Raw genomic sequence first — 19,494 nt, 5'->3', positions numbered from 1 at the left:
TATGTCATTCTTTTGTGATGTGCATTAATTAATAATACTATGGTTTACTGTTTATTCCTGACAGATCACGATTCCGGGAATGTCTCCTGGCTTATCCAGGGGACGCATGTTATTTTCGGGCTGACAATAACATATGTCCATATATTATGGCCGTTATGCTGTGCCTGTGGCCTGCATCAGGAGTTAAATTCCGTATTTTATCCGTTGAAGGATTGTTGATCTGCACGGTATGTTCTGAACTGTCAGCTTTAACTTAATTAACGGTTTATCCGGCTGTTTATTGCTTAATCTCTTTCAGATTTCAGGATATTTTAACCTGGATTTTCTGTTAATCTGTATAATTTCATATGCTCCCGGATTCATTATTAATAGCAATCTTTTGTCTGTCTGTGTTGGCCTGTTTAATGTTGCGGGCTGTGGCTTAATGTCGTTTCTGATAAATTATGTGTCTTTTAGTCATTATTTCTGCTCTGGAAACTGCTTCTCCGGCAGTAAACTGCTGAAGTAATTATTTATATTATTTTGTGGGGAGATGATTGCATTTTATGCTGTGGTATTTATACTTTGTTATTGTCTGAAAAAAGTTTCCGGGGTTGATCTCTCTCATTTTTCAGAGATGAGATATTTATATCTGCTTTATTTCCTCTGTTTTTCTCACTCAGAATTTCATAAGGGAGGTTATGGATGATAGTGCAGCATTGATCTCATCTTTTCCAACTGAAATAACACTATTATCTGTTCTGATGGTAAGTCCTTCTTCACAGACTGTTCCAATTTCATGCAGTTTTATATCTGTGCATTCCGGAGTTTTATCATATGCAACAAGGAATCTGCCTGAAGATTCGGAGAAGAGCTGCACAGCTGCATCTCCTGTTATGGTTATGTCAGCACCGGGGCAGATCTCAGCCAGTGATGCGGGTATTCCTCCCTTTGAGATGTCGGATGCTGAAGAGATGGCTCCGGAGTTTATCATGTCCCTGATCGCTGCAAGGATTTTTACATCCGGAATTTCCGGCCCTTTTCCGCCGCATCCTGTTATGTAGTCAAGAATACTGCCTCCTGTCTCATTCCTGAAGTCTCCCGCAACTGCGAGTGTCATTCCCGGAAGTGCCGGTTTGAACTTTCTGATTTCACCTCTGCCTGCCATGCCTATACATGGTGTCGGCGGGATGCTTGTGCCAAATTCATCCGATTCATTGTACAGTGATACATTTCCTCCAACTACGGGTATTCCAAGTGTCCTGCACATATCTCCCATGCCTCTTACAGATTCACTGATCTGCCAGAAGATCTCCTCATGAACAGGGCTTGCAAAATTAAGGCAGTTTACAACACAGAGCGGCTCTGCGCCGAGACAGGCAAGGTTTGCTGCATTTTCATATACAGTCTCTGCTGTTCCTTCATATGGCTTTAACCGGATTCTTTCCGGTGAACAACCGCATGAGAGGAAAAGTCCTCTGCCGTCATATCTGAGGCATGCCGCGCCTCCGGCTGTGGAGACTGTTCTTAACTGGACATCGTGGTCATACTGGCTGTATGCCCAGCTTTTGTCTGCAATGTCCGGGTGGGAAAGAACCTTTAAGATCAGTTCTTTGATGTCAGATTCCGGTTTATTATAGGTTTTTTCAATAGAGTACGGTTTTCCTGGCCATTTCTCATCCGGAGTTCCGCCTACTAAGAGATCAACCGGCAGATCGCAGACTACCCTGCCGTGGAATGTTACGATGTACCTGTTCTCTTTCGTAACTTCTCCGATGTCACTCCATTTAAGGTCATACTTCTCAATGATGGCTGTCAGTTCATCGACATCGTCAGGAGAGACTTCCATTAGCATTCTCTCCTGTGATTCTGCGAGCATGATCTCAATTTCATTCATGCCGCCCTCGCGTAGATGTACGCGGTCAGCAGCGATCCTTGCGCCGAATGTGCTTGACATCTCAGATGATGCACCGGCAAGTCCGGCTGCACCCAAATCCCTGCATGAGAGTATTTTTCCGGTCTTCTCCATCTCAAGCGTGGCATCTATCAGGAGTTTTTCTGTGAACGGGTCGCCCACCTGAACAGCCGGTCTGTCCTCTGCCTCAGATTCTTCTGAGAGGTCCCTTGATGCAAATGATGCACCGCCAAGGCCGTCCCTGCCTGTTGATGCGCCATAAAGTATAAGCCGGTTTTTCGGCTCTTTGACTCTTGCAGTCAGGAAATTGTCGGGAGATACTTCTCCTACACAGACGACGTTTACAAGCGGGTTTCCGCCGTAGTCACGGTTGAATGTAAGCTCGCCCCTGACAACCGGAACCCCTATACAGTTTCCGTAATCGCCGACCCCCTGAACAACATGCTCAAAGAGATATCTGTTCTTCTCTTCAGACAGATCCCCGAAGTAGAGCGGGTCCATAAGTGCGATGGGTGTTGCACCCATTGAAATTATATCTCTTACAATTCCGCCGACACCTGTTGCTGCGCCGTCATATGGATCAACATAACTTGGGTGATTATGTGATTCCATGCCGATTGCAATGGCTTTGTCTTTAGAAAATCTGACGATTGCTGCATCATCGCCAGGCCCTAAAATTACGTTTTCACCTTCTGTTGGTAGTGTTCTGAGCAGTGGTTTTGTGGACCTGTATGAACAGTGTTCACTCCAGAGGTTTTCAAAACATGCATTTTCAAGGACAGAAAGCGGCCTCTTCAGGCAGCCTTCAATATATTCAATATCCCGCGGAGATAGCATAACTGAGTAAATATCTGTATCTACAAAAAGATAATATCTGCTGATAACACTCCTGCTGGATTAAAAAATGATATAATTTATATCTGTTTTCCCGGAAGAAATCCTGCGTAAGCGGGTGGCAGTTCACCTGTACAGCCGGTTTTACGGTTCAGTCAGTTACCTGCGTCTAAGTGCAGGTATCCTGTCTCTTTTGATTGTGGTTATAATCCCAGGCGGGGATGTTTATAATCTGTTTTTTGAGTGACCGGTTGATTTTACCTGTTAAGGGCAATTTCAATGCCCATTCTAAGTTCAAAATCTTCAAATGGTTTTGCAATATATCCGGATGGTTTCGTTTCAAGTGCCCTCTCGATTATGTCATCTTCCATATGTGAACTCAGATATATAAACGGAATATCTGCATTTTTGGATTTTATCTCTTCAACTGCTTCAATGCCGTCAATTTCGCCTTCAAGGGTAATATCAACGATCATTAAGTCCGGAATAAAATCTGCTGCAACTGTGATGCCATCCTCCCCTGATTTTACAAATCTGCAGTTTGTATAGCCCATATCTTTCAGGCGCCACATAATAAGTTCTGAGATGATTGGATCATCTTCTATAATTAGAAGTTTTTTGTCTGACATTTATTTTCCTCTTAAATATCTGTTATTTATTTAATTCTATGGATTTAATGATGGTTTGTCTGATTTGTATAATTGTTGCCTTATCTGTACTTTACTGTTATTATGCTTTAATTATGGCTATTATGACCTTTTTTCTTTTAATTTTATGCAATCTCTTTTTCATGATATCTGATGCTTTCACGAGGTATCCTTATCTCAAACCTTGCACCTTCTCCTTCAGTTCCTGTCTCTGAAATTTTCATTCCCGTGATCTCAAGTATCTCTTTTACAAGGAACAGTCCAAGCCCGGTATTGCTGCCGAATCCATGCTCAAATATCTTTTTCTTGAACTTTTCAGGGACACCTATGCCATTGTCACTGAATATCAGCGTGCCGCCGTCTGAATTTTTCTCAAATGTGACATCTATTTTAGTGACATTTCCACCGTGCCTTATGGCATTGTCCATAAGATTGAAGAATATCTTCTCAAGCATTGGATCGGCATATATCTCAAAATCCTCCAGATCTACGCTTACCTGAATCTCTCTCAGCTGCGCTCTGGCACGGGCTGAATTTAAAACCGAAAGTGCGTTTTGCCATATCGGTGATTTGACCCCGATATTCTGGTAATCTCTGGTAAATGTGATCTGATCCTGGATATTGTCTGCTGCCTGGCGTATCAGTTTCACATAATGCTTCAGTTCCGGATTTCCTTCGGGTGTCTTTTTGTCCAGAAGGTCGGTGAAACCTTTTACACCTGCAAGGTGGTTGAGTATATCGTGCCTTGTTATACTGGACAGGAGGTTTAATTTTTTGTTTGATTCATAGAGTGCATTCTGGTAATTTCTGATTTCCGTTATGTCAATCATTATTCCCACAATCCTCGTTGGGATTCTGTGAGCGTCCCATTCTGCAACCTTACCAAGTACGTTTATCCATTTGTGGTTTCCATCCCTGCATTTCATCTTATATTCAGATTCAAAGTGGCGGCTTTCCCTGTCATATTTTTTGGAATCAACATCAGTTATGTCTGAAAAGAAGGCCATTATATCAGAGAAGAACTTAAGCTGCAGTACTTCGCGCCAGGATTCAGGATTTTTGTCCTGCTCCGGGACAGAGCATCTGAATAATTCCTGGTAATTGCCTGCAAAGAACATCTCATCTTTCTCCATATTCCAGTCCCATACACATATGCCGGCACCTTCTATTGCAAGATTCAGCCTCTGTTCACTCTTCCTGAGTGCCCTTTCTGCTTTTTTAATGCCACTGATTTCTATTGCAGCGCCTCTGACTCCTCTGCATTCACCCTGTGCACCTATGGGACTCAGATATATGAGGAGCGGCATATTTTTGTTTATGGATGTAATTCCTGTGTATTCCTTTCCTTCATCAGATACACTGGCTGCTTTTTCCGGCAGTATTGAGAGAAATTCTGACATCAGGTTCTCTTTATCACTGTCACTCACCAGATCTGTAATATACAGTTCATAATCCGGTTTTTCAGCATTAACTCCAAATGTCCTGAAGCCCATCTTATTCAGAAATGTTATCTTTCCATCACTGTCTGTCTCAAATATTGTCTGGGGGAGAAGATCTGTTAAATTCCTGAATCTCTTTTCGCTCTCAGTCAGTGCCCTTTCGTTCTTTTTCCTTTCGGTTATATCTCTGATTATTGTCTGAATTTTCTCCTCTGCGGGATCAATCATTTTTGAGCTCATTTCGACATTTAAAATATTATTGTCCGTTGATAGAAGTGTTGACTCAAACAGTACACTTTTTCCGGATTTCATCTCATTTATACTCTTCTGTATCTCCTTTATTTCATTTTCCGGGAAAAAATCCAGTATGTTTCTGGATTTTAGTTCGTCATTTCCTGTCTTTAAAAGCCTGTGTGCGCTTTCATTGCCCTCAAATATTTTGCCTGAAATATTGTGCGTGATTATTGCATCAATTGAGTTTTCAAAGAGAGTTTTAAAATTCTTTTCACTGTGTTTAAGCGCTTTTTCAATATGTTTCCTCTGGCTTAAGTCAAGTGCAACTCCTCTGAGTCCCTGGATTTCATTATTTATTATTATATAACTGAAATGAACGAGGATTGGAACTTCCTTTTCATCCGGATTAATGGCTCTGTACTCGACTGAACCAATTATTCTCCCATTCATGAACCATTCAAAGTTATTCATTGCCCTCTCTGAATCTTCAGGTACAAGTACATCCCAGAATTTCATTCCTGACGTAAGTTCTTCGGGTGCTTTTCTGAAAATATTCATTGAATAGCGTGTGGCGTAGGTAAAATTCCCTTCCATGTCAAGTTCAAATATTACTTCCGGGAGCTGACTGGTCAGTTCTCTGAGCCTTGTTTCACTTTTCAGGAGTGCTTCTTCAGCTTTAACGCTGTCAGTTATATTGTGCAGGAGAATCTGATATCTGCCGCTTTTTTTATCGGTCTCCTTTCCATAGATCTCAACCCATGTCTCCTGGTTGTTCCTGCCTGTGAATTTTACTTTTGACGATTCCATCTCCGTTTTTGTATTATTGCCATTTTTCCTTTCAAAATTTTCCGGATTAATTCCTATATCGGATATCTTTTCTCCAATAATTTTTTCCTTTTTAAGGTCAAGAATTTTCGTTGCGCTTTCATTTGCGAAGAGAATTTCTCCATTTCCTGAGCAGATTATTGTTCCGTCCGGAGAATTTTCAAATAAATTTTCATAGAATTTTCTGCTGTCCTCAATTTCTTTCTCCTTATCCTTTATTTCCTGAATAACTATGGAGAGTAACAGCCCGGTTGTGATATATGCCAGAAATACAAGTGATGATGATAATATATCCCTCATTCCGTCTGAGATGGTGATCAGTGATGCCAGCAGGTAGCAAAATCCCGTACCTGCTGAGAGTATGAACCCTTTTTCCGGAATAAATACGGAGAAGAGTATTACCGGAAATATGAATATGTGGGCAAGATAGAACTGAAGCGGGTCTGCATATATGTAGAGATTAATCTCTGAAGTAAGGATTAAAAAGGATAATATTCCGGATAATAACAGAATAATTTTGTCCTTGGATATTGTGTGTGGTTTGTATAATGCTGCGCCTTTTTTTTTAACTGAGGACATTGGTTTTTTACATCCGTTTTTTTATTATCTGTGCTAAGGTGGATCAGTTTTTCGCGATTATTTACAGGCTGCTTATTAAATCCTGACTCTTAAAAGTAATAATATTTTTCCATTTTTCATATTTCGCCAAATTTTATTGTTTTGTCTTTCCTTAAAAACAGGTATTAATTACAGATGCACCCGAATATATATTACATGACTGATTCGTATGAGGCACTTTTAAATAAGGCATACAGCAATATTACAGAAACCTCCGGTGATGAAGGCCGTTTCACTGTCCCTGCGGCCAGGGTATATATTGAGGGCAAGACCACAATTCTTGAGAATTTTTCTGATATTGCGTCCACTCTGAGGCGCGAGCAGGATCACCTGATGAAATACCTGCTTGGTGAAATCGGTACTGCCGGAAAGATTGAAGGTTCAAGGGCCGTATTTAACGGTAAGTTTGACCAGAGTCAGATAGCCGGGCTGATATCAAAATATACTGAGGATTATGTTATATGCTCAGAATGCGGAAAACCAGATACGCGCCTTGTAAAGGATGGCCGTATTCTTATGCTCCGCTGTGATGCCTGCGGAGGGCACAGACCTGTCAGAAAGAGAAAGTCAAAGGCATTTGACCCTGCAAACAATGTCGAGGAAGGCAAAGAGATGGACGTTGAAATCCAGTTCCTTTCCAAGAGGGGAGACGGTGTTGTAAAGATTGGCAAATACACGATGTATGTCAGCAAAGCAAAACCGGGACAGAAAGTAAGGGTGAAAATTACAAGGGTTGCAGGCTCTATTGCCTTTACAGAAAGAGTCTGATATTACTCAATATCAAAAATACTTTTTAGATAACTGTTTGTTTTTATTTTAAGTCCCGGGGGGAAAAAATATTTTATCCGGAAATTCTGCCGGAAATATTTCAGCTTTAAAGTAACTTTTAATTTTAAGTTATTTTGAGCTGTTTTAAGTTAATCTCTCTTTGAAATTTAGTTGATATGCCTTAATTCAGGCTTTTATTATCTCTGATTTGAGATTGTCGCAGTTTTCACCGATTTTTCTGGCAGCTTTCAATACTGCTTCCACCGGATCTCCGCCCTCTTTTACAGTTACAGTCAGGATTGGGTCTGTAAACTTAAATCTGCTTGTATAATTTGCCACATCCACCTGTGGATCTTTTAATATCTCGTCAGAGAGTGCATTCATGAAAGTGTGCCCTTCCCCGATAAAGAGAATCCGGACGAGGTCTTCTTTAAGCTCTAAAATTTTGATCTCCATAGATAGCCATATATTTGGTTTTTATCTGAGTATATATCTTTGGTCTTGGCCTGTTCCCGGATATTTTAAAAACGGTATATTTCACCGTCTTTTGCTATATGTTTCCAGTTAATGGGGATTCTGTGGCTTAAATGAATAAACCTGTGTTCTTTTGCCCCAAGTTCTTCTGCAAGTTCGCCGGCTTCATCATAATTCATATGCTTGCCAATGTGGATGCCGGGGGGCATGAGTGCGTCAAGAAACAGCATATCACAGTCTCTGAAGAGTTCTTTTGTTCTCTCCGGGATATTTTTTGCTGTGTCTGCTGTATAACCGATCTTTTTCCCGTTTACTTCCATTAGTATGCCGCAGGTGTAAACCGGAGGGTGGTACACTTCTCCGAATGTGTAGGTTACTCCGGATAATTCAAACGGTTCATATGGCTGTACATAGTTTTTGTCTATCTTTAAGAAATGGAAAAAGTCGGATACATCGTTTAGTACACCTTCTGGTCCGTATGCCGGCGGAAAATGCTGAACTCTGTAGAACTCATTATAGCCGGCTATGTGGTCATAGTGTGCATGGGTCCAGAGGACTGCATCAATATGCGGTGATCCTGAGTTTAAGAGCTGATACCTTAAATCCGGGGATGTATCTATGAGCACATTTTTTCCCTCTGAACTGATAAGCATGGATGTCCTGAGCCTCTCGGTGCCGCATTTTACAGCTTCAAGGCAGTTTTTACAGTCACACCCTACCCTGGGTGTACCTACGGTATCTCCTGTTCCCAGAATTTTAATTCTCATGTTGATGTGCTCTGTCTGATTATGTCTCTGCCTTTTATGATCTCCATCCCCTGATCAATGTCACTCTCATTCATCTCGTAACTGTCACGCATAAGGGCGGCAATCAGGGACTCCTTTATCATTATTCTCAGATCTGAGCCGGAAAATCCTTCAGTTTCGGATGCAAGTTCGTTATAATCACATAGGCAGGTGAGGTTCTGCGTGATCTTTTTGAGGATCTCTTTTCTTCTCTCATAATCCGGAAGAGGAAATTCTACAACATCATCAAAACGTCTCCAGGCCGCTTCATCAAGGATTCCCGGATGGTTTGTAGCGCCTATGAGCAGCACACCGTTTCTCACAAAACTTAAGGTGTCAATATTTTTAAGGAGCATATTGACTGCCCTTTTCATTGCCCCGTTGTCGTCCGTAACTCTGCTCTTTGCTACAAAGTCAAATTCATCTATGAAGAGTATGCAGGGCGAGAGCCTTCTTGCAAGGTCAAAGATCCGGTCGATATTTTTGGATGTCTCACCGAGATACTGCGAGGTTACCATTGCAAGCCTGACTTCAAGAAGGGGCATATCAAGTTTTTTTGCCATTGCAAGCGCAAGGGAAGTTTTGCCTGTGCCCGGAGGGCCGACAAAGAGAAGTTTTCCAATCTCATAAATTTTTCTCTCCCTCAAAAATTCCCTGTTTTTTAAGGCAATATTGATCTTTTTTATTGCCTCTGTCTGCCTCCAGGTGCATACGAGATCTTCAACTGTATTTTCAATCTCTTCAGGAGAGCTGATGATTATCAGGTTTCGTGCGGTTTTTAACTCTTCATCATCACCAACCAGATCTTCAATCTTCTTCTCAAGGTACTCCTTTGAGTTCAGGTAATCGGGTGATGCTGACTTTGATGCGCTGTATGATACCCCGTCAATTCCTTCTTTTTCCATCAGGAAGGAGAGAGCCGGGTTGCAGAGGGTGTGTTTATCTCCGGTATTTTTGTAAAACCATTTTACTGCCGGAGATAATGAGGTTATATTCATCCTTTTTCCAAATTCATCACATTTGACAAAGGGATTTTTTTCTATAATTTCATATGAGCCGTCAATCTCAAGAATATTTTTTATCAGTGTTTCGCTTATTATCAGCGGTCTTTCAATATCCAGTGATAAACCGTTTTTATCTGCCATTTTCCAGTATTTTTTTGGCAGGTCTGTCTTATTCAGTTCTTCAAAGTTATTTACCGACTCCGCTGTCAGGAGAAGTTCTAGTATTTCTATTATTCTGGAGTTTTTTTCTTCGGACATGCGTGTAACATATAATGTTATAGTCTTAATGCGATAATAGTATCTTTAATGGTTAATTAGCCGAAAATTCTGCCCGTATTGGTTTTTAATGCTTTTTATTTCTTAGGATATGGGTTTTTTCTCAATACTGATCTGCCTCATGATTTTGCCTGCTGCATGTTATTTTCTTCAGACATCTCCTTCCCGGACTGTTTTTCCGGCAGAGTGGTTCTAAAAAAGTTATTTTTCTTATTTATTGCAGTGACGGATATAATCCATATGTTTTATATTATTTATGTCCGGTATTTCGGGTTATTTATACCTGGTTATTCTCTGCTGTGGTTACCAGGCATCCGTCTTCAGTTACAATGATGGTGTGTTCAGCCTGTGATACGAATGATCCACTGATGTCATGAAGGACGGGGTATCCGCGCAGCACTCCGCTTCTGATCAGCTGTGCCAGTGCCATGTCAAATTTCTCACTGTGGGATTGTCTGCGCGCGAAAGGAAGGCTGTTCATCTTTATTATTTCTTTGTACAGCTTTTTTGCGGCTGGCATTCTGACAGGTCTTTTTGCTATCTGTGAAAAGATCTCTACTCTGGATGACTCTGATACATGGCCTGATCCTGTGGTTGCGAACGGTTCTATTGCAAAGGTCATGCCTTCCTCTATTGTAGTGCCGCCGTTTATTGCAATACTTGGGATCATCGGGTCCCCGTGAAGCATGTAGTGGCCAAGGCCATGCCCTGTGAGGTTTGAGACCGGCTTAAAGCCTCTCTTTTCGATCTCATTCTGGACTGCTGCACCGATTTCGCCCGTTACAATTCCCGGTTTTACCATTCTTATTGCTGTATTGAGGGCCTCCCTTGAGGCTTCAACGAGCAGTGCATTGTCACCAAGGTCAACTGTTCTGGCAGTATCTGCGACATATCCGTCTATGTGAACTCCGAGATCTACCTTTACGAGGTCCCCCTTCTCAAAGACTCTCCCGTCTCCCGGTGATGGTGTGTCATGCGCTGCATCGGCATTGATTGATATATTCAGCGGAAATGCAATCTCACCACCCATTTCAATTATCTGGTCTTCACTTGCCTCAACCATCTCTGCGATTGAGACTCCCGGTTTTACCCTTGATGCTGCATCTGTGAGGCATTTGTACGCTATTTTTCCGGCAAGCAGGTATTTTTCCTTTATTTCTTCTTCTATCATAATATTAACTCCGCAGGATAGTCTGTAAAGCAGTCAAAAGAATTCTTACAGACCATCCCTATGTCTTCAAGTCTGACTCCTCCGATATCGCTGTAATATAATCCCGGTTCGATTGTTACTACATTTCCGGTGTTAAGAACTGCATCTGTTGGTGATACAGGGGGCATCTCATGGATTGCAAGCCCTACTCCATGCCCCAGGCTGTGTGTAAATCCTTCATTTCCGGATTCATAGCCCTGTGACTTAAAGTATGAAACTACAGCATTGTGTAATTCACTGCCGGAAATTCCGGTTCTCGCTTTTTTCTTTCCGAGATTCCATGCCTCTTTTACGGCATTGTACATCCGGACGAGTTCTCTGTCAGGTTCGCCCCTGACAAAGGTTCGTGTCATGTCGGCGTAATATCCGGTCTTTGTATCACGCGGGAAGAGATCTATAAGTATTGGTTCGTTCTCAACCAATATGCCGCTTCCTGTATTGTGCGGCATTGATGTCTCCTTTCCGCAGGCGACTATGGTCTCGTGTGCCTCAAATCCTCTTTTCATGAGGTAGCAGTGAATCTCGCCCCTCAGGATGTCTGAGGTGAGGGGATTGTCATTGTAATATAATTCTCCGTTGTCGGATGCGGCATTTCTGATTATCTCTGCAGCGTAACCTATTGCATCTTCTGTTGCTCTCTGTGTATGCCTGATATTTTTTATCTCATCCGCTTTTTTAACGGCCCGCATCTCTGCTACTGCAGGTCTTCCTAAGTTAACTTTGCAGAAATTTTCAAGTTTTCTGGCAAGTGAGATCGGAAATTCGTCAGGAACCATTATGTCCCCTCCGGCAATTTCTGCAATCATTGCGGCAGTCGCATCTTTTGGATCTGTTTTGTCTTCAAGATGCCTGAAAAATCCGGCATCTCCTCTGCTGATGACGGGGCATTCTGCTTCCCTTCTGCCTCTTTCTACTTCCATCTGCGGGAGTATTAACAGGCCTTCTTCTCCGGATTTTTTTATATATACAACAGGGTCACTGACTGAAAATCCGGTGAGATATCTCATATCCGGAGATTCGGATGAGGCATAGATGACATATGCTGATGCGCCTGAATTTTTCAGTGTATTATCCAACAGGTCTGGAGAGTTCACAGGTTAAGTTTTTGATCCAAAGCCGTAAGTACTTTTAGAATGGGTGGCATATTATTCTTAAATGGATGATTCTGCAAAACAGATTTTTAAGATGAAATTTGCCAAGCTGACAATTATGCTCAATGTCATATTACTTCTTGCTGCTCTTTCGGTTATCGCTTTATTTGGTGTGATCCCGTATTACAGCATGGCCATTGCAGTTGTGTGCGCGGTATCTGCCGTCCTGCTTTCAGTAATTTTTAAGAGGCATTATGACAGGGATAAAAGCTGGCTGATGAGTCAGGACTGATCTCGTAGTTCCCGATTAGTTATTTGTCAGTCAGGTTATATTTTGTTCCGGCTATTGTGTCTTTGTGACCTTTCGCAGTGCGCCGGCATATGAATATAATTATCTTCTGAATGTGACATATTATCAAAAAGTAACGGGCAGTTGTCAGAATGGCCGAACTGTTCCGGAAGGTATTGTTCTGCGCCTTTATGTGTGCCGATGTGAATATTTCAGTTTATAGGTTAGATTATGCTTCAGAAACTTCAGTCGGAGATTGAGCTTATCGGCAGGCATCTTGAGGTGATACTTGTTGTTGAAAAGAACCAGCCGATAGGTATTATGAAACTCTCCGATATTCTTGATATTCCTATGCACAGGGTCAGATATTCGTTAAAAGTCCTTGAACAGTTTGGTTATATCAGGGCATCGCCTTTGGGGGCTGTAGCAACCGATAAGGCATCTGAACTTGTGGAAAATCTTGACTCCGAGATTGATGCTCTGATATTCCGGCTTGAGGACCTTAAGGTTCGGCTCTCCGGGGACATTTCGTAACGTTTATATCTGCATAAGGTAACATTGTATGGCAACACTGAGTGCCTCCATAACTCAGTTGGTAGAGTGTCTGGCTGTTAACCAGAATGTCACAGGTTCGAGTCCTGTTGGGGGCGTAATACCTGAAGTTCAGGTCTTTTATTTTTTATATTCTCTTTGTTTCGGTATTTTCTGCGTTATTTTATTAGTGAAAATTCTGTGTTATTTGCACCGCGCTGATTTTAGTGGAATTTTATTTGAATTAAGTGATTATTCAGAATTATAATCTCTGGTTCAGATAGGGGTGAGTCCTGGTATGGACATTGGTATCTGGTTTGGGCGATATCCGGTGTTGGTATTATGCTGCCGGTGGACTGAAATTCTGGGCAAATATTAATAGTCAGATTGCATTATTTTTAATATGGTGATGTGGTGAATATCATTTTGCGTGGGGGCTCATGTTCTGATGTTACCACTGATCTGTTTTGCTTTATACCGTTTTTATGGTCCGCTGCAGAGATGCAAAGGATTGGTTTACTGTCTGGGGCAAAGTATCTGCCCGGGGATTGCCGGGATGGTACCATATCTGATGAAAATTTCTTAGCTAAGATCTTTCAGATTATGGTTTCAGAATGAATCAATTGGTATATGGGGTTTTTCATGTTTTCTGAAAAAAAATGTTTTTTAATGGTTGTGCTGTCTTTTCTGCTTCTGAATTTTCTTTTCATAGCGGGTGCAGGTGCTCTTGAAGTTGGTGATTCAGTACAGTTTAGGATTTCCGGGCCGGATGGATCAGAGGATATAGTGTTTGTCTGTGCATATGATAGACAGGGTGGAGATTCTGAACATTATTTTGATAGTTCGGGAAATCATCTGATGCTGGGTGATTCAGGCTATGTATATGTTGACTTTGAAGGCAACATCTATGTCAGTGACGATCTGGACAATAAAGAGTTAAAAATGCTCGATGCACCGCCGCTTAAGATTGATGAAGGTGAAGGTGGTACCGAGGGTGATGGGCATAATACAGATGCAACAGGAATGCTGCACGGTGTGCCTGTGATTCCCTATGATGCACTTCCATTATGGGAGGGAGAATATAAGCCCGGAACGGGCAGTCCTGTCATTGAAGTTGTAAATTATGGGAAGGAGACAGTTAATTTTTCTTTCTGGAAATCCGGAGATTTTTATTCTGAATATTATCTTACTCCGGCAGACTACGTGGTGAATGTATCAAAAGGTGAGAGTAAATCGATTGTTGTCGATGAAGGAGATTATCTCTACTGGGCCGGGGAAGCACCGTATGATAAATCCGGGTGGCATTCGGGTTCATCAGCATGGTTTGATAAGGACTGCCATTATAAGGCAGTTTTTCCGGAAAAAGAGTCTTCTTTGTTTTTATTTATTATTTTGATGATTTTCATTGTTTTATTGATTGTTATTGCAGCTTTAGTAATTGTCCGGCGGAAAAAGAAGGAATAGAGGTTCTGGATTTTTATCTTCAATTAAAATCCATCAATATTTTAAAATATTTCTTCCTTCGGCCAATTTCTTTTGGTTAAAGCTCATAAATTATCTGGTTATTGTTGGTGGACATATGTGTATTAATCATGTTTGTTTCTCTTTTGATCAATCGTTTAACCTCTGGCATCAGTAACAATTATATTACATATTGTAAAATATGTTTTACGTGGGCTGCATAAGGCAGTCCCGGCAGAGGAGAAAAAATATGAAGAAAAAAGGAATAATTGCGGCAGGACTGGCACTTCTGTGCCTTACTGCATTTGTTGTATTCCCAGTTTCTGCGGATGGTAATTCTGCGGGTATGGGCAACAACAAAGGAGAGATGATGACAAACCACCTTGATAGTCTTGAAGAGCAGGGCTATGACGTAAGTGACATCCGTGCAGCTCTTGAGTCCGGTGACAACGAAACTGCCCGTGAACTTATGAAGGCATTCATGGACGAGCACGAAGGAGAACTGACTCCGCCTGAAGGAGCCGGTAAGAGAGAAAACGGTGCAGCATCAGGTGAAGCCGGAGACCGCATGAGCAGCCACCTTGATAAGCTTGAAGAGCAGGGCTATGATGTCAGTGACATCCGTGCAGCTCTTGAGTCCGGTGACAGAGAAACTGCCCGCGAACTTATGAAGGCGTTCATGGACGGGCACGAAGGAGAACTGACTCCACCTGAAGGAGCCGGTGAGAGAGGAAACGGCAGAGGAGGAGCATCTGGTGAGAGGGCAGTTGCAGTAGTATAAACAGATAATACAGCCGTCTGAGCCGGCATAGTGAAGATAAATCTTAATACCAATAATACACAGACTGTCCACAAACCTTGTGGATAATTATTCCCATAATAATCCAGAAAAAGACAAATGTTCAATATTCCCGGATGTGATCCGGAAAATCACTCAATAATCCTGATATCAGATAACTCTGGAATAATCCCGCCCCCAAAACCCGGAAATAAGAGTGTCTGATACATGAGGTCAGGATTTTATAATATATGTGAGGATTAAGGCTCCTCTCACTATCTTTTTATTTCATTCACTGAAAAATCATCCGGCTGTACCAGATTTCATTATTCTGTTATGGTCTTCTTCTGCTTTCATTTGATGCTGATTCTATGTTGATTTTTGCCGCACCATATGATCTTCCGGTGCTTTACCTGTTATTTTTTCAAAGGAAGCTGATTCCATTGCTGTCTGCACTGTAGCCGTATTCATTCCTATTATTGCTGTATTGTTTTTCCGGCAGAAAAAGAAAGGATGGCTTTGTTCTTTCGGGAAATCCTTGTGAACTACCTCTGGGCTAAAGACCAAGGGGATTTACGCTAAATTTTTAAAATGTGTGAAAAGTCCTGATAATTATGTGTGAATATATATGCGGTCTGTACCTTCAGTTTCCAGTTTATATAAATGATTTAACCGCAGCTATCAGTAACAATTATATTACGTATTGTTAAATATACTTTACATGGACTGCATGGTTCAGTCCCGCCAGAGGAGATAAAATATGAGGAAAAATGGAATTATTGCAGCAGGACTGACATTCCTGTTCCTGTCAGCAGCTTTAGTATTTCCTGTGTCTGCGGATGAAGGATTTACAGATCAGAGCATCAACAGGGGAAATCTGCTGACAAAAGCGCTTGCAAATATCGAATCGCAGGGCTATGATGTCAGTGAAATTCGTTCAGCTCTTGAGTCCGGTGACAAAGAAACCGCCCGTAAACTTATGAAGGCGTTCATCGAAGAGCACAAAGGAGAACTGACTCCGCCTGAAGGAACCGGCGAGAGAGGAAACGGTGCAGCATCCGGTGAGGCCGGAGACCGCATGAGCAGCCACCTTGATAAGCTTGAAGAGCAGGGCTATGATGTCAGTGACATCCGTGCAGCTCTTGAGTCCGGTGACAGAGAAACCGCCCGTGAACTTATGAAGGCATTCATGGACGGGCACAAAGGAGAACTGAATTCGCCTGAAGGAGCCGGTCAGAGAGGAAACGTCAGATTCCCCGGAGCATCTGGTGAGAGTGCAGTTACAGCATAGGCAGACAATACAGCCGCCTGAGCCGGCATAGTGAAGATAAATCTTAATGCCAATAATACACAGTCTGTCCACAGATAAGTGTTGATAACAATCCCTAAAAATAATACGGAAAAGAGAGAAAAGATCCAATATTTCCGGATATAACCCGGAAAATCACTCATAATCCTGATGTCAGATAACTTAAAAGTACTCCCACAGGAGATATTGCAGATCTCCTGAAACAGATAATCCCGCCCCCAACGGAAATGAGAGTCACTGATCCATAAGTTCAGGATTTTACATATATAGATGTATTTAACCCATCTCACATTTTTTTGTTCTGTTCACAGAAAAATCATCCGGCTGTATCATCTTCTCCGGTTCTGTAATCAGTGTTTAGGGCCATTAGCCGTGTGACCCAAAGTATTATCCTTATTAATTGCATAAATCCCAATGTTGGCCACCAGAAGTGCTGTGCTGAGCATGACAACATCTGCTGGCAGATGGGAGGCAATTAAATAATGAAAACTGTTTTTGTAAGGCCTGAACTGTGCATCGGGTGCAGGCACTGTGAAGTTGCATGTGCTATTGAGCATGCAGAGAGTAAAAATCTCTTCGATGCGATTGTAGAAGATCCTGTGTCAAAACCACGAATCTACGTTGAACCGGCAATAAACTATCTGACTTTTCCCAACCGGTGCAGGCACTGTGACCCTGCTCCCTGTATGCAGGTCTGTCCTACTGAAGCACTGTACCGTGACGTGGATACCGGCACTGTTGCAATTGACTATGCAAAGTGCATCGGCTGCTCAGTCTGTGCCATGGCATGTCCGTTTGGCATCATTCAGTTTCAGAATGTCTTTCAGACAGATAATGATCGTGAAGTCAATGCCAAGTGTGACAACTGCATAGAGCGGCAGAAGGATGGCAGAATCCCAGCCTGTGCCGAGGCATGCAAGACCGGTGCGCTTGAATTCGGTGATGCCAACGAGCTTATCCGGGTCAGCAGAAAGGACTTTTCCATGCGGATAATTAAGTCTGCCGGAACTGATGTCGAAGTTCCCAAAATTCCGGAGAACATCGCTGCATTCCGGAATATTATGAAAAAGATAGCTGAGACGAGGGAAGAAACTGCGTGATAAATTTAATTTCTGTAACAGATGGTGATTGAAATGTATGATACATCAGAGGCAAAGAAGATTGCTGAAAAGAGAGCTTTGGATGCAGCCGACCAGGAGATAATAGTAAAAACAATAGAAGATGGCGTTGAGACCGCCTGGGACAGGCTTGAATGCCAGCAGCCGCAGTGCGGCTTTGGGCAGCTTGGTGTCTGCTGCAACAGGTGCACGATGGGACCATGCCGCATTGAGCCGTTTGGCAAAAAACCGGACAGGGGTGTCTGCGGGGCTACTGCTGATCTGATTGTTGCACGAAATATGCTTGACGATCTCTCAACCGGAGCTGCGGCTCATTCTGACCATGGACGTGAAGTGCTGGAGGTTTTACTGGAGACAGCCGAAGGAAAGTCACAGGGTTATCAGATAACTGATGAGGAGAAGCTTAAATCCATAGCAGAGGAGTACGGCATAAAAACAGAAGGGAGGCAGAAGGAAGCAGTTGCAGAGGATCTTGCCCGCGCCATGCTTGAGGAGTACGGAACCCTCAAGAACAGCATTCAGCTTGTTGAGAGGGCACCGGAGAAGACTAAACAGCTCTGGAAGGATGCAGGCATATACCCGCGTAGTGTTGACCGTGAAATTGTGGAGTCCATGCACAGGATTCACATGGGTGTCGGGGCGGACTATGTGAACATTCTCCTGCATGCAATGAGGACATCCCTCTCTGACGGCTGGGGTGGATCTATGATGGCCACTGAAGGGTCTGATATCCTCTTTGGCACTCCCACACCTGTAACATCGTGGGCAAACCTCGGCACGCTCTCACATGACAAAGTTAATGTGGTGCTGCATGGGCACAATCCCGTTCTCTCCGAGATGATTGTTAAGGCAGCTGAAGATCCTGAGCTGATCAAATATGCAGAAGAGATGGGCGCAAAGGGCATAAATCTCGTAGGCATGTGCTGCACCGGCAATGAACTGCTGATGCGCCACGGAATTCCGATCGCAGGCAATATGCTCGATCAGGAGCTTGCTATTGCAACCGGTTCTGTTGAAGTGATGGTCATAGATTACCAGTGCATATTCCCGTCCATAACTCATACGGCCGGCTGCTACCATACAAAAGTAATCTCAACCAGTGAGAAATCAAAGGTGCAGGGTGCAACCTATAAAGAGTTCCATCCGGAGACAGGTCTTGACACTGCAAAGGAGATCGTCCGGGCAGCAATAGAAAACTACCCCAACCGCAACCACGGCAGGGTTAAGATTCCCTCAAAGCCGATTCAGCTCATGGCCGGATTTTCTGAGGAGGCTATCCGAAAGGCACTGGGCGGCACATACAAACCGCTCATTGATGCCATTGTCGCAGGCAGTATCAAAGGTGTTGTCGGTATTGTCGGCTGCAACAACCCGAAGATCAGACATGACTACGGCCATATAACACTTGCAAAGGAACTTATCAAAAGGGATATCCTCGTTGTCGAGACCGGATGCGCTGCAATTGCAAGCGGAAAAGCAGGACTTTTAGTCCCTGAGGCTGCTGATCTGGCGGGAGACGGGCTAAAAGCTGTATGCAATTCTCTCGGCATCCCGCCTGTCCTGCATATGGGTTCATGTGTTGACTGTTCAAGAATACTGGTGCTCGCTGCCCATGTTGCAGATGAACTTGGTGTCGGAATTGGCGATCTGCCGCTTGGCGGTGCTGCGCCTGAATGGTACTCACAAAAGGCTGTTTCTATCGGGACATACTTTGTCTCATCAGGTGTGTACACAGTTCTTGGCATACCGCCAAAGATCTTCGGAAGTCCGAATGTTCTCAAACTCCTGGCAGTAACATTAAAGGATGTGGTCAATGCCTCATTTGCTGTGGAGCCTGATCCCGTCCTTGCCGCTGACCTTTTAGAGGCGGAGATCGAACGCAAAAGAACAGCGCTTGGAATCTGAAGAG

Annotated in this window: 16 protein-coding genes and 1 tRNA gene; 9 read left to right on the top strand and 8 right to left on the bottom strand. The window is 42.9% G+C overall.

What is annotated here, in order from left to right:
• Positions 1-658: 658 nt before the first annotated feature.
• From purL to L6E24_RS05995, 3 genes are all read right to left on the bottom strand, one after another.
• The gene (gene purL, locus L6E24_RS06005; protein ID WP_257743799.1) at positions 659-2,731 is read right to left on the bottom strand and encodes a phosphoribosylformylglycinamidine synthase subunit PurL; all 2,073 of its coding nucleotides are present in this window, start codon (positions 2,729-2,731) and stop codon (positions 659-661) included.
• 254 nt (positions 2,732-2,985) lie between these two features.
• Positions 2,986-3,357, bottom strand: a complete 372-nt coding sequence (locus L6E24_RS06000) for a response regulator (RefSeq protein WP_257743798.1) — start codon at positions 3,355-3,357, stop codon at positions 2,986-2,988.
• A 143-nt stretch (positions 3,358-3,500) separates the two neighbouring features.
• Positions 3,501-6,452, bottom strand: a complete 2,952-nt coding sequence (locus L6E24_RS05995; protein ID WP_257743797.1) for a PAS domain S-box protein — start codon at positions 6,450-6,452, stop codon at positions 3,501-3,503.
• Positions 6,453-6,647: 195 nt separating this feature from the next.
• Between L6E24_RS05995 and L6E24_RS05990 the strand changes: the two genes are divergently transcribed.
• On the top strand, positions 6,648-7,259 hold the full coding sequence (locus L6E24_RS05990) for a translation initiation factor IF-2 subunit beta (RefSeq protein ID WP_257743991.1): 612 nt from the start codon (positions 6,648-6,650) through the stop codon (positions 7,257-7,259).
• A 186-nt stretch (positions 7,260-7,445) separates the two neighbouring features.
• Here L6E24_RS05990 and L6E24_RS05985 read toward each other — a convergent pair whose 3' ends face one another.
• The 5 genes from L6E24_RS05985 to L6E24_RS05965 form a co-directional block, all read right to left on the bottom strand.
• A complete protein-coding gene (locus L6E24_RS05985; protein ID WP_257743796.1) occupies positions 7,446-7,715 on the bottom strand; it encodes a DNA-directed RNA polymerase subunit L in 270 nt (89 codons plus the stop codon).
• Positions 7,716-7,780: 65 nt separating this feature from the next.
• Positions 7,781-8,500 carry an MBL fold metallo-hydrolase gene (locus tag L6E24_RS05980; protein WP_257743795.1) on the bottom strand — a complete coding sequence of 240 codons (720 nt, stop codon included), beginning with the start codon at positions 8,498-8,500 and terminating at the stop codon, positions 7,781-7,783.
• Positions 8,497-9,780 carry an ATP-binding protein gene (locus L6E24_RS05975; protein ID WP_257743794.1) on the bottom strand — a complete coding sequence of 428 codons (1,284 nt, stop codon included), beginning with the start codon at positions 9,778-9,780 and terminating at the stop codon, positions 8,497-8,499. The genes L6E24_RS05980 and L6E24_RS05975 overlap by 4 nt, the downstream gene beginning before the upstream one ends.
• Positions 9,781-10,075: 295 nt before the next feature.
• Positions 10,076-10,969, bottom strand: coding sequence for a type II methionyl aminopeptidase (gene map, locus L6E24_RS05970; protein ID WP_257743793.1), 894 nt, complete (start codon positions 10,967-10,969; stop codon positions 10,076-10,078).
• Entirely contained in the window at positions 10,966-12,084 is a 1,119-nt protein-coding gene (locus L6E24_RS05965; protein ID WP_257743792.1) for a M24 family metallopeptidase, read from the bottom strand. Before L6E24_RS05965 ends, map begins: the two co-directional genes overlap by 4 nt.
• A gap of 109 nt (positions 12,085-12,193) precedes the next feature.
• Between L6E24_RS05965 and L6E24_RS05960 the strand changes: the two genes are divergently transcribed.
• From L6E24_RS05960 to cooS, 8 genes are all read left to right on the top strand, one after another.
• The gene (locus tag L6E24_RS05960) at positions 12,194-12,391 is read left to right on the top strand and encodes a hypothetical protein (RefSeq protein WP_257743791.1); all 198 of its coding nucleotides are present in this window, start codon (positions 12,194-12,196) and stop codon (positions 12,389-12,391) included.
• A 228-nt stretch (positions 12,392-12,619) separates the two neighbouring features.
• Entirely contained in the window at positions 12,620-12,922 is a 303-nt protein-coding gene (locus tag L6E24_RS05955) for a hypothetical protein (RefSeq protein WP_257743790.1), read from the top strand.
• 43 nt (positions 12,923-12,965) lie between these two features.
• A tRNA-Asn gene (locus tag L6E24_RS05950) sits at positions 12,966-13,038 on the top strand.
• Positions 13,039-13,561: 523 nt separating this feature from the next.
• Positions 13,562-14,383: a hypothetical protein gene (locus tag L6E24_RS05945; protein WP_257743789.1), complete on the top strand. Its 822-nt coding sequence runs from the start codon at positions 13,562-13,564 to the stop codon at positions 14,381-14,383.
• A gap of 247 nt (positions 14,384-14,630) precedes the next feature.
• The gene (locus tag L6E24_RS05940) at positions 14,631-15,161 is read left to right on the top strand and encodes a hypothetical protein (protein WP_257743788.1); all 531 of its coding nucleotides are present in this window, start codon (positions 14,631-14,633) and stop codon (positions 15,159-15,161) included.
• Between the two features lie 757 nt (positions 15,162-15,918).
• Positions 15,919-16,449 (top strand): hypothetical protein, encoded by a 531-nt coding sequence (locus L6E24_RS05935; RefSeq protein ID WP_257743787.1) that lies wholly within the window; start codon positions 15,919-15,921, stop codon positions 16,447-16,449.
• A gap of 500 nt (positions 16,450-16,949) precedes the next feature.
• Positions 16,950-17,567 (top strand): 4Fe-4S dicluster domain-containing protein, encoded by a 618-nt coding sequence (locus L6E24_RS05930; RefSeq protein ID WP_257743786.1) that lies wholly within the window; start codon positions 16,950-16,952, stop codon positions 17,565-17,567.
• A 33-nt stretch (positions 17,568-17,600) separates the two neighbouring features.
• Positions 17,601-19,490, top strand: a complete 1,890-nt coding sequence (gene cooS, locus L6E24_RS05925; RefSeq protein WP_257743785.1) for an anaerobic carbon-monoxide dehydrogenase catalytic subunit — start codon at positions 17,601-17,603, stop codon at positions 19,488-19,490.
• Positions 19,491-19,494: the final 4 nt, after the last annotated feature.

This window comes from Methanoplanus endosymbiosus, from assembly GCF_024662215.1.
Classification (GTDB): domain Archaea; phylum Halobacteriota; class Methanomicrobia; order Methanomicrobiales; family Methanomicrobiaceae; genus Methanoplanus; species Methanoplanus endosymbiosus.
This window is presented reverse-complemented; position numbering and strand designations above follow the sequence as displayed.

What these genes read in the sequence shown, in the direction of transcription:
- purL (WP_257743799.1), bottom strand. Translation starts at nt 2,731, where the DNA reads ATGCTATCTCCGCGGGATATTGAATATATTGAAGGCTGCCTGAAGAGG.
- L6E24_RS06000 (WP_257743798.1), bottom strand. Translation starts at nt 3,357, where the DNA reads ATGTCAGACAAAAAACTTCTAATTATAGAAGATGATCCAATCATCTCA.
- L6E24_RS05995 (WP_257743797.1), bottom strand. Translation starts at nt 6,452, where the DNA reads ATGTCCTCAGTTAAAAAAAAAGGCGCAGCATTATACAAACCACACACA.
- L6E24_RS05990 (WP_257743991.1), top strand. Translation starts at nt 6,648, where the DNA reads ATGACTGATTCGTATGAGGCACTTTTAAATAAGGCATACAGCAATATT.
- L6E24_RS05985 (WP_257743796.1), bottom strand. Translation starts at nt 7,715, where the DNA reads ATGGAGATCAAAATTTTAGAGCTTAAAGAAGACCTCGTCCGGATTCTC.
- L6E24_RS05980 (WP_257743795.1), bottom strand. Translation starts at nt 8,500, where the DNA reads ATGAGAATTAAAATTCTGGGAACAGGAGATACCGTAGGTACACCCAGG.
- L6E24_RS05975 (WP_257743794.1), bottom strand. Translation starts at nt 9,780, where the DNA reads ATGTCCGAAGAAAAAAACTCCAGAATAATAGAAATACTAGAACTTCTC.
- map (WP_257743793.1), bottom strand. Translation starts at nt 10,969, where the DNA reads ATGATAGAAGAAGAAATAAAGGAAAAATACCTGCTTGCCGGAAAAATA.
- L6E24_RS05960 (WP_257743791.1), top strand. Translation starts at nt 12,194, where the DNA reads ATGAAATTTGCCAAGCTGACAATTATGCTCAATGTCATATTACTTCTT.
- L6E24_RS05955 (WP_257743790.1), top strand. Translation starts at nt 12,620, where the DNA reads ATGCTTCAGAAACTTCAGTCGGAGATTGAGCTTATCGGCAGGCATCTT.
- L6E24_RS05945 (WP_257743789.1), top strand. Translation starts at nt 13,562, where the DNA reads ATGTTTTCTGAAAAAAAATGTTTTTTAATGGTTGTGCTGTCTTTTCTG.
- L6E24_RS05940 (WP_257743788.1), top strand. Translation starts at nt 14,631, where the DNA reads ATGAAGAAAAAAGGAATAATTGCGGCAGGACTGGCACTTCTGTGCCTT.
- L6E24_RS05935 (WP_257743787.1), top strand. Translation starts at nt 15,919, where the DNA reads ATGAGGAAAAATGGAATTATTGCAGCAGGACTGACATTCCTGTTCCTG.
- L6E24_RS05930 (WP_257743786.1), top strand. Translation starts at nt 16,950, where the DNA reads ATGAAAACTGTTTTTGTAAGGCCTGAACTGTGCATCGGGTGCAGGCAC.
- cooS (WP_257743785.1), top strand. Translation starts at nt 17,601, where the DNA reads ATGTATGATACATCAGAGGCAAAGAAGATTGCTGAAAAGAGAGCTTTG.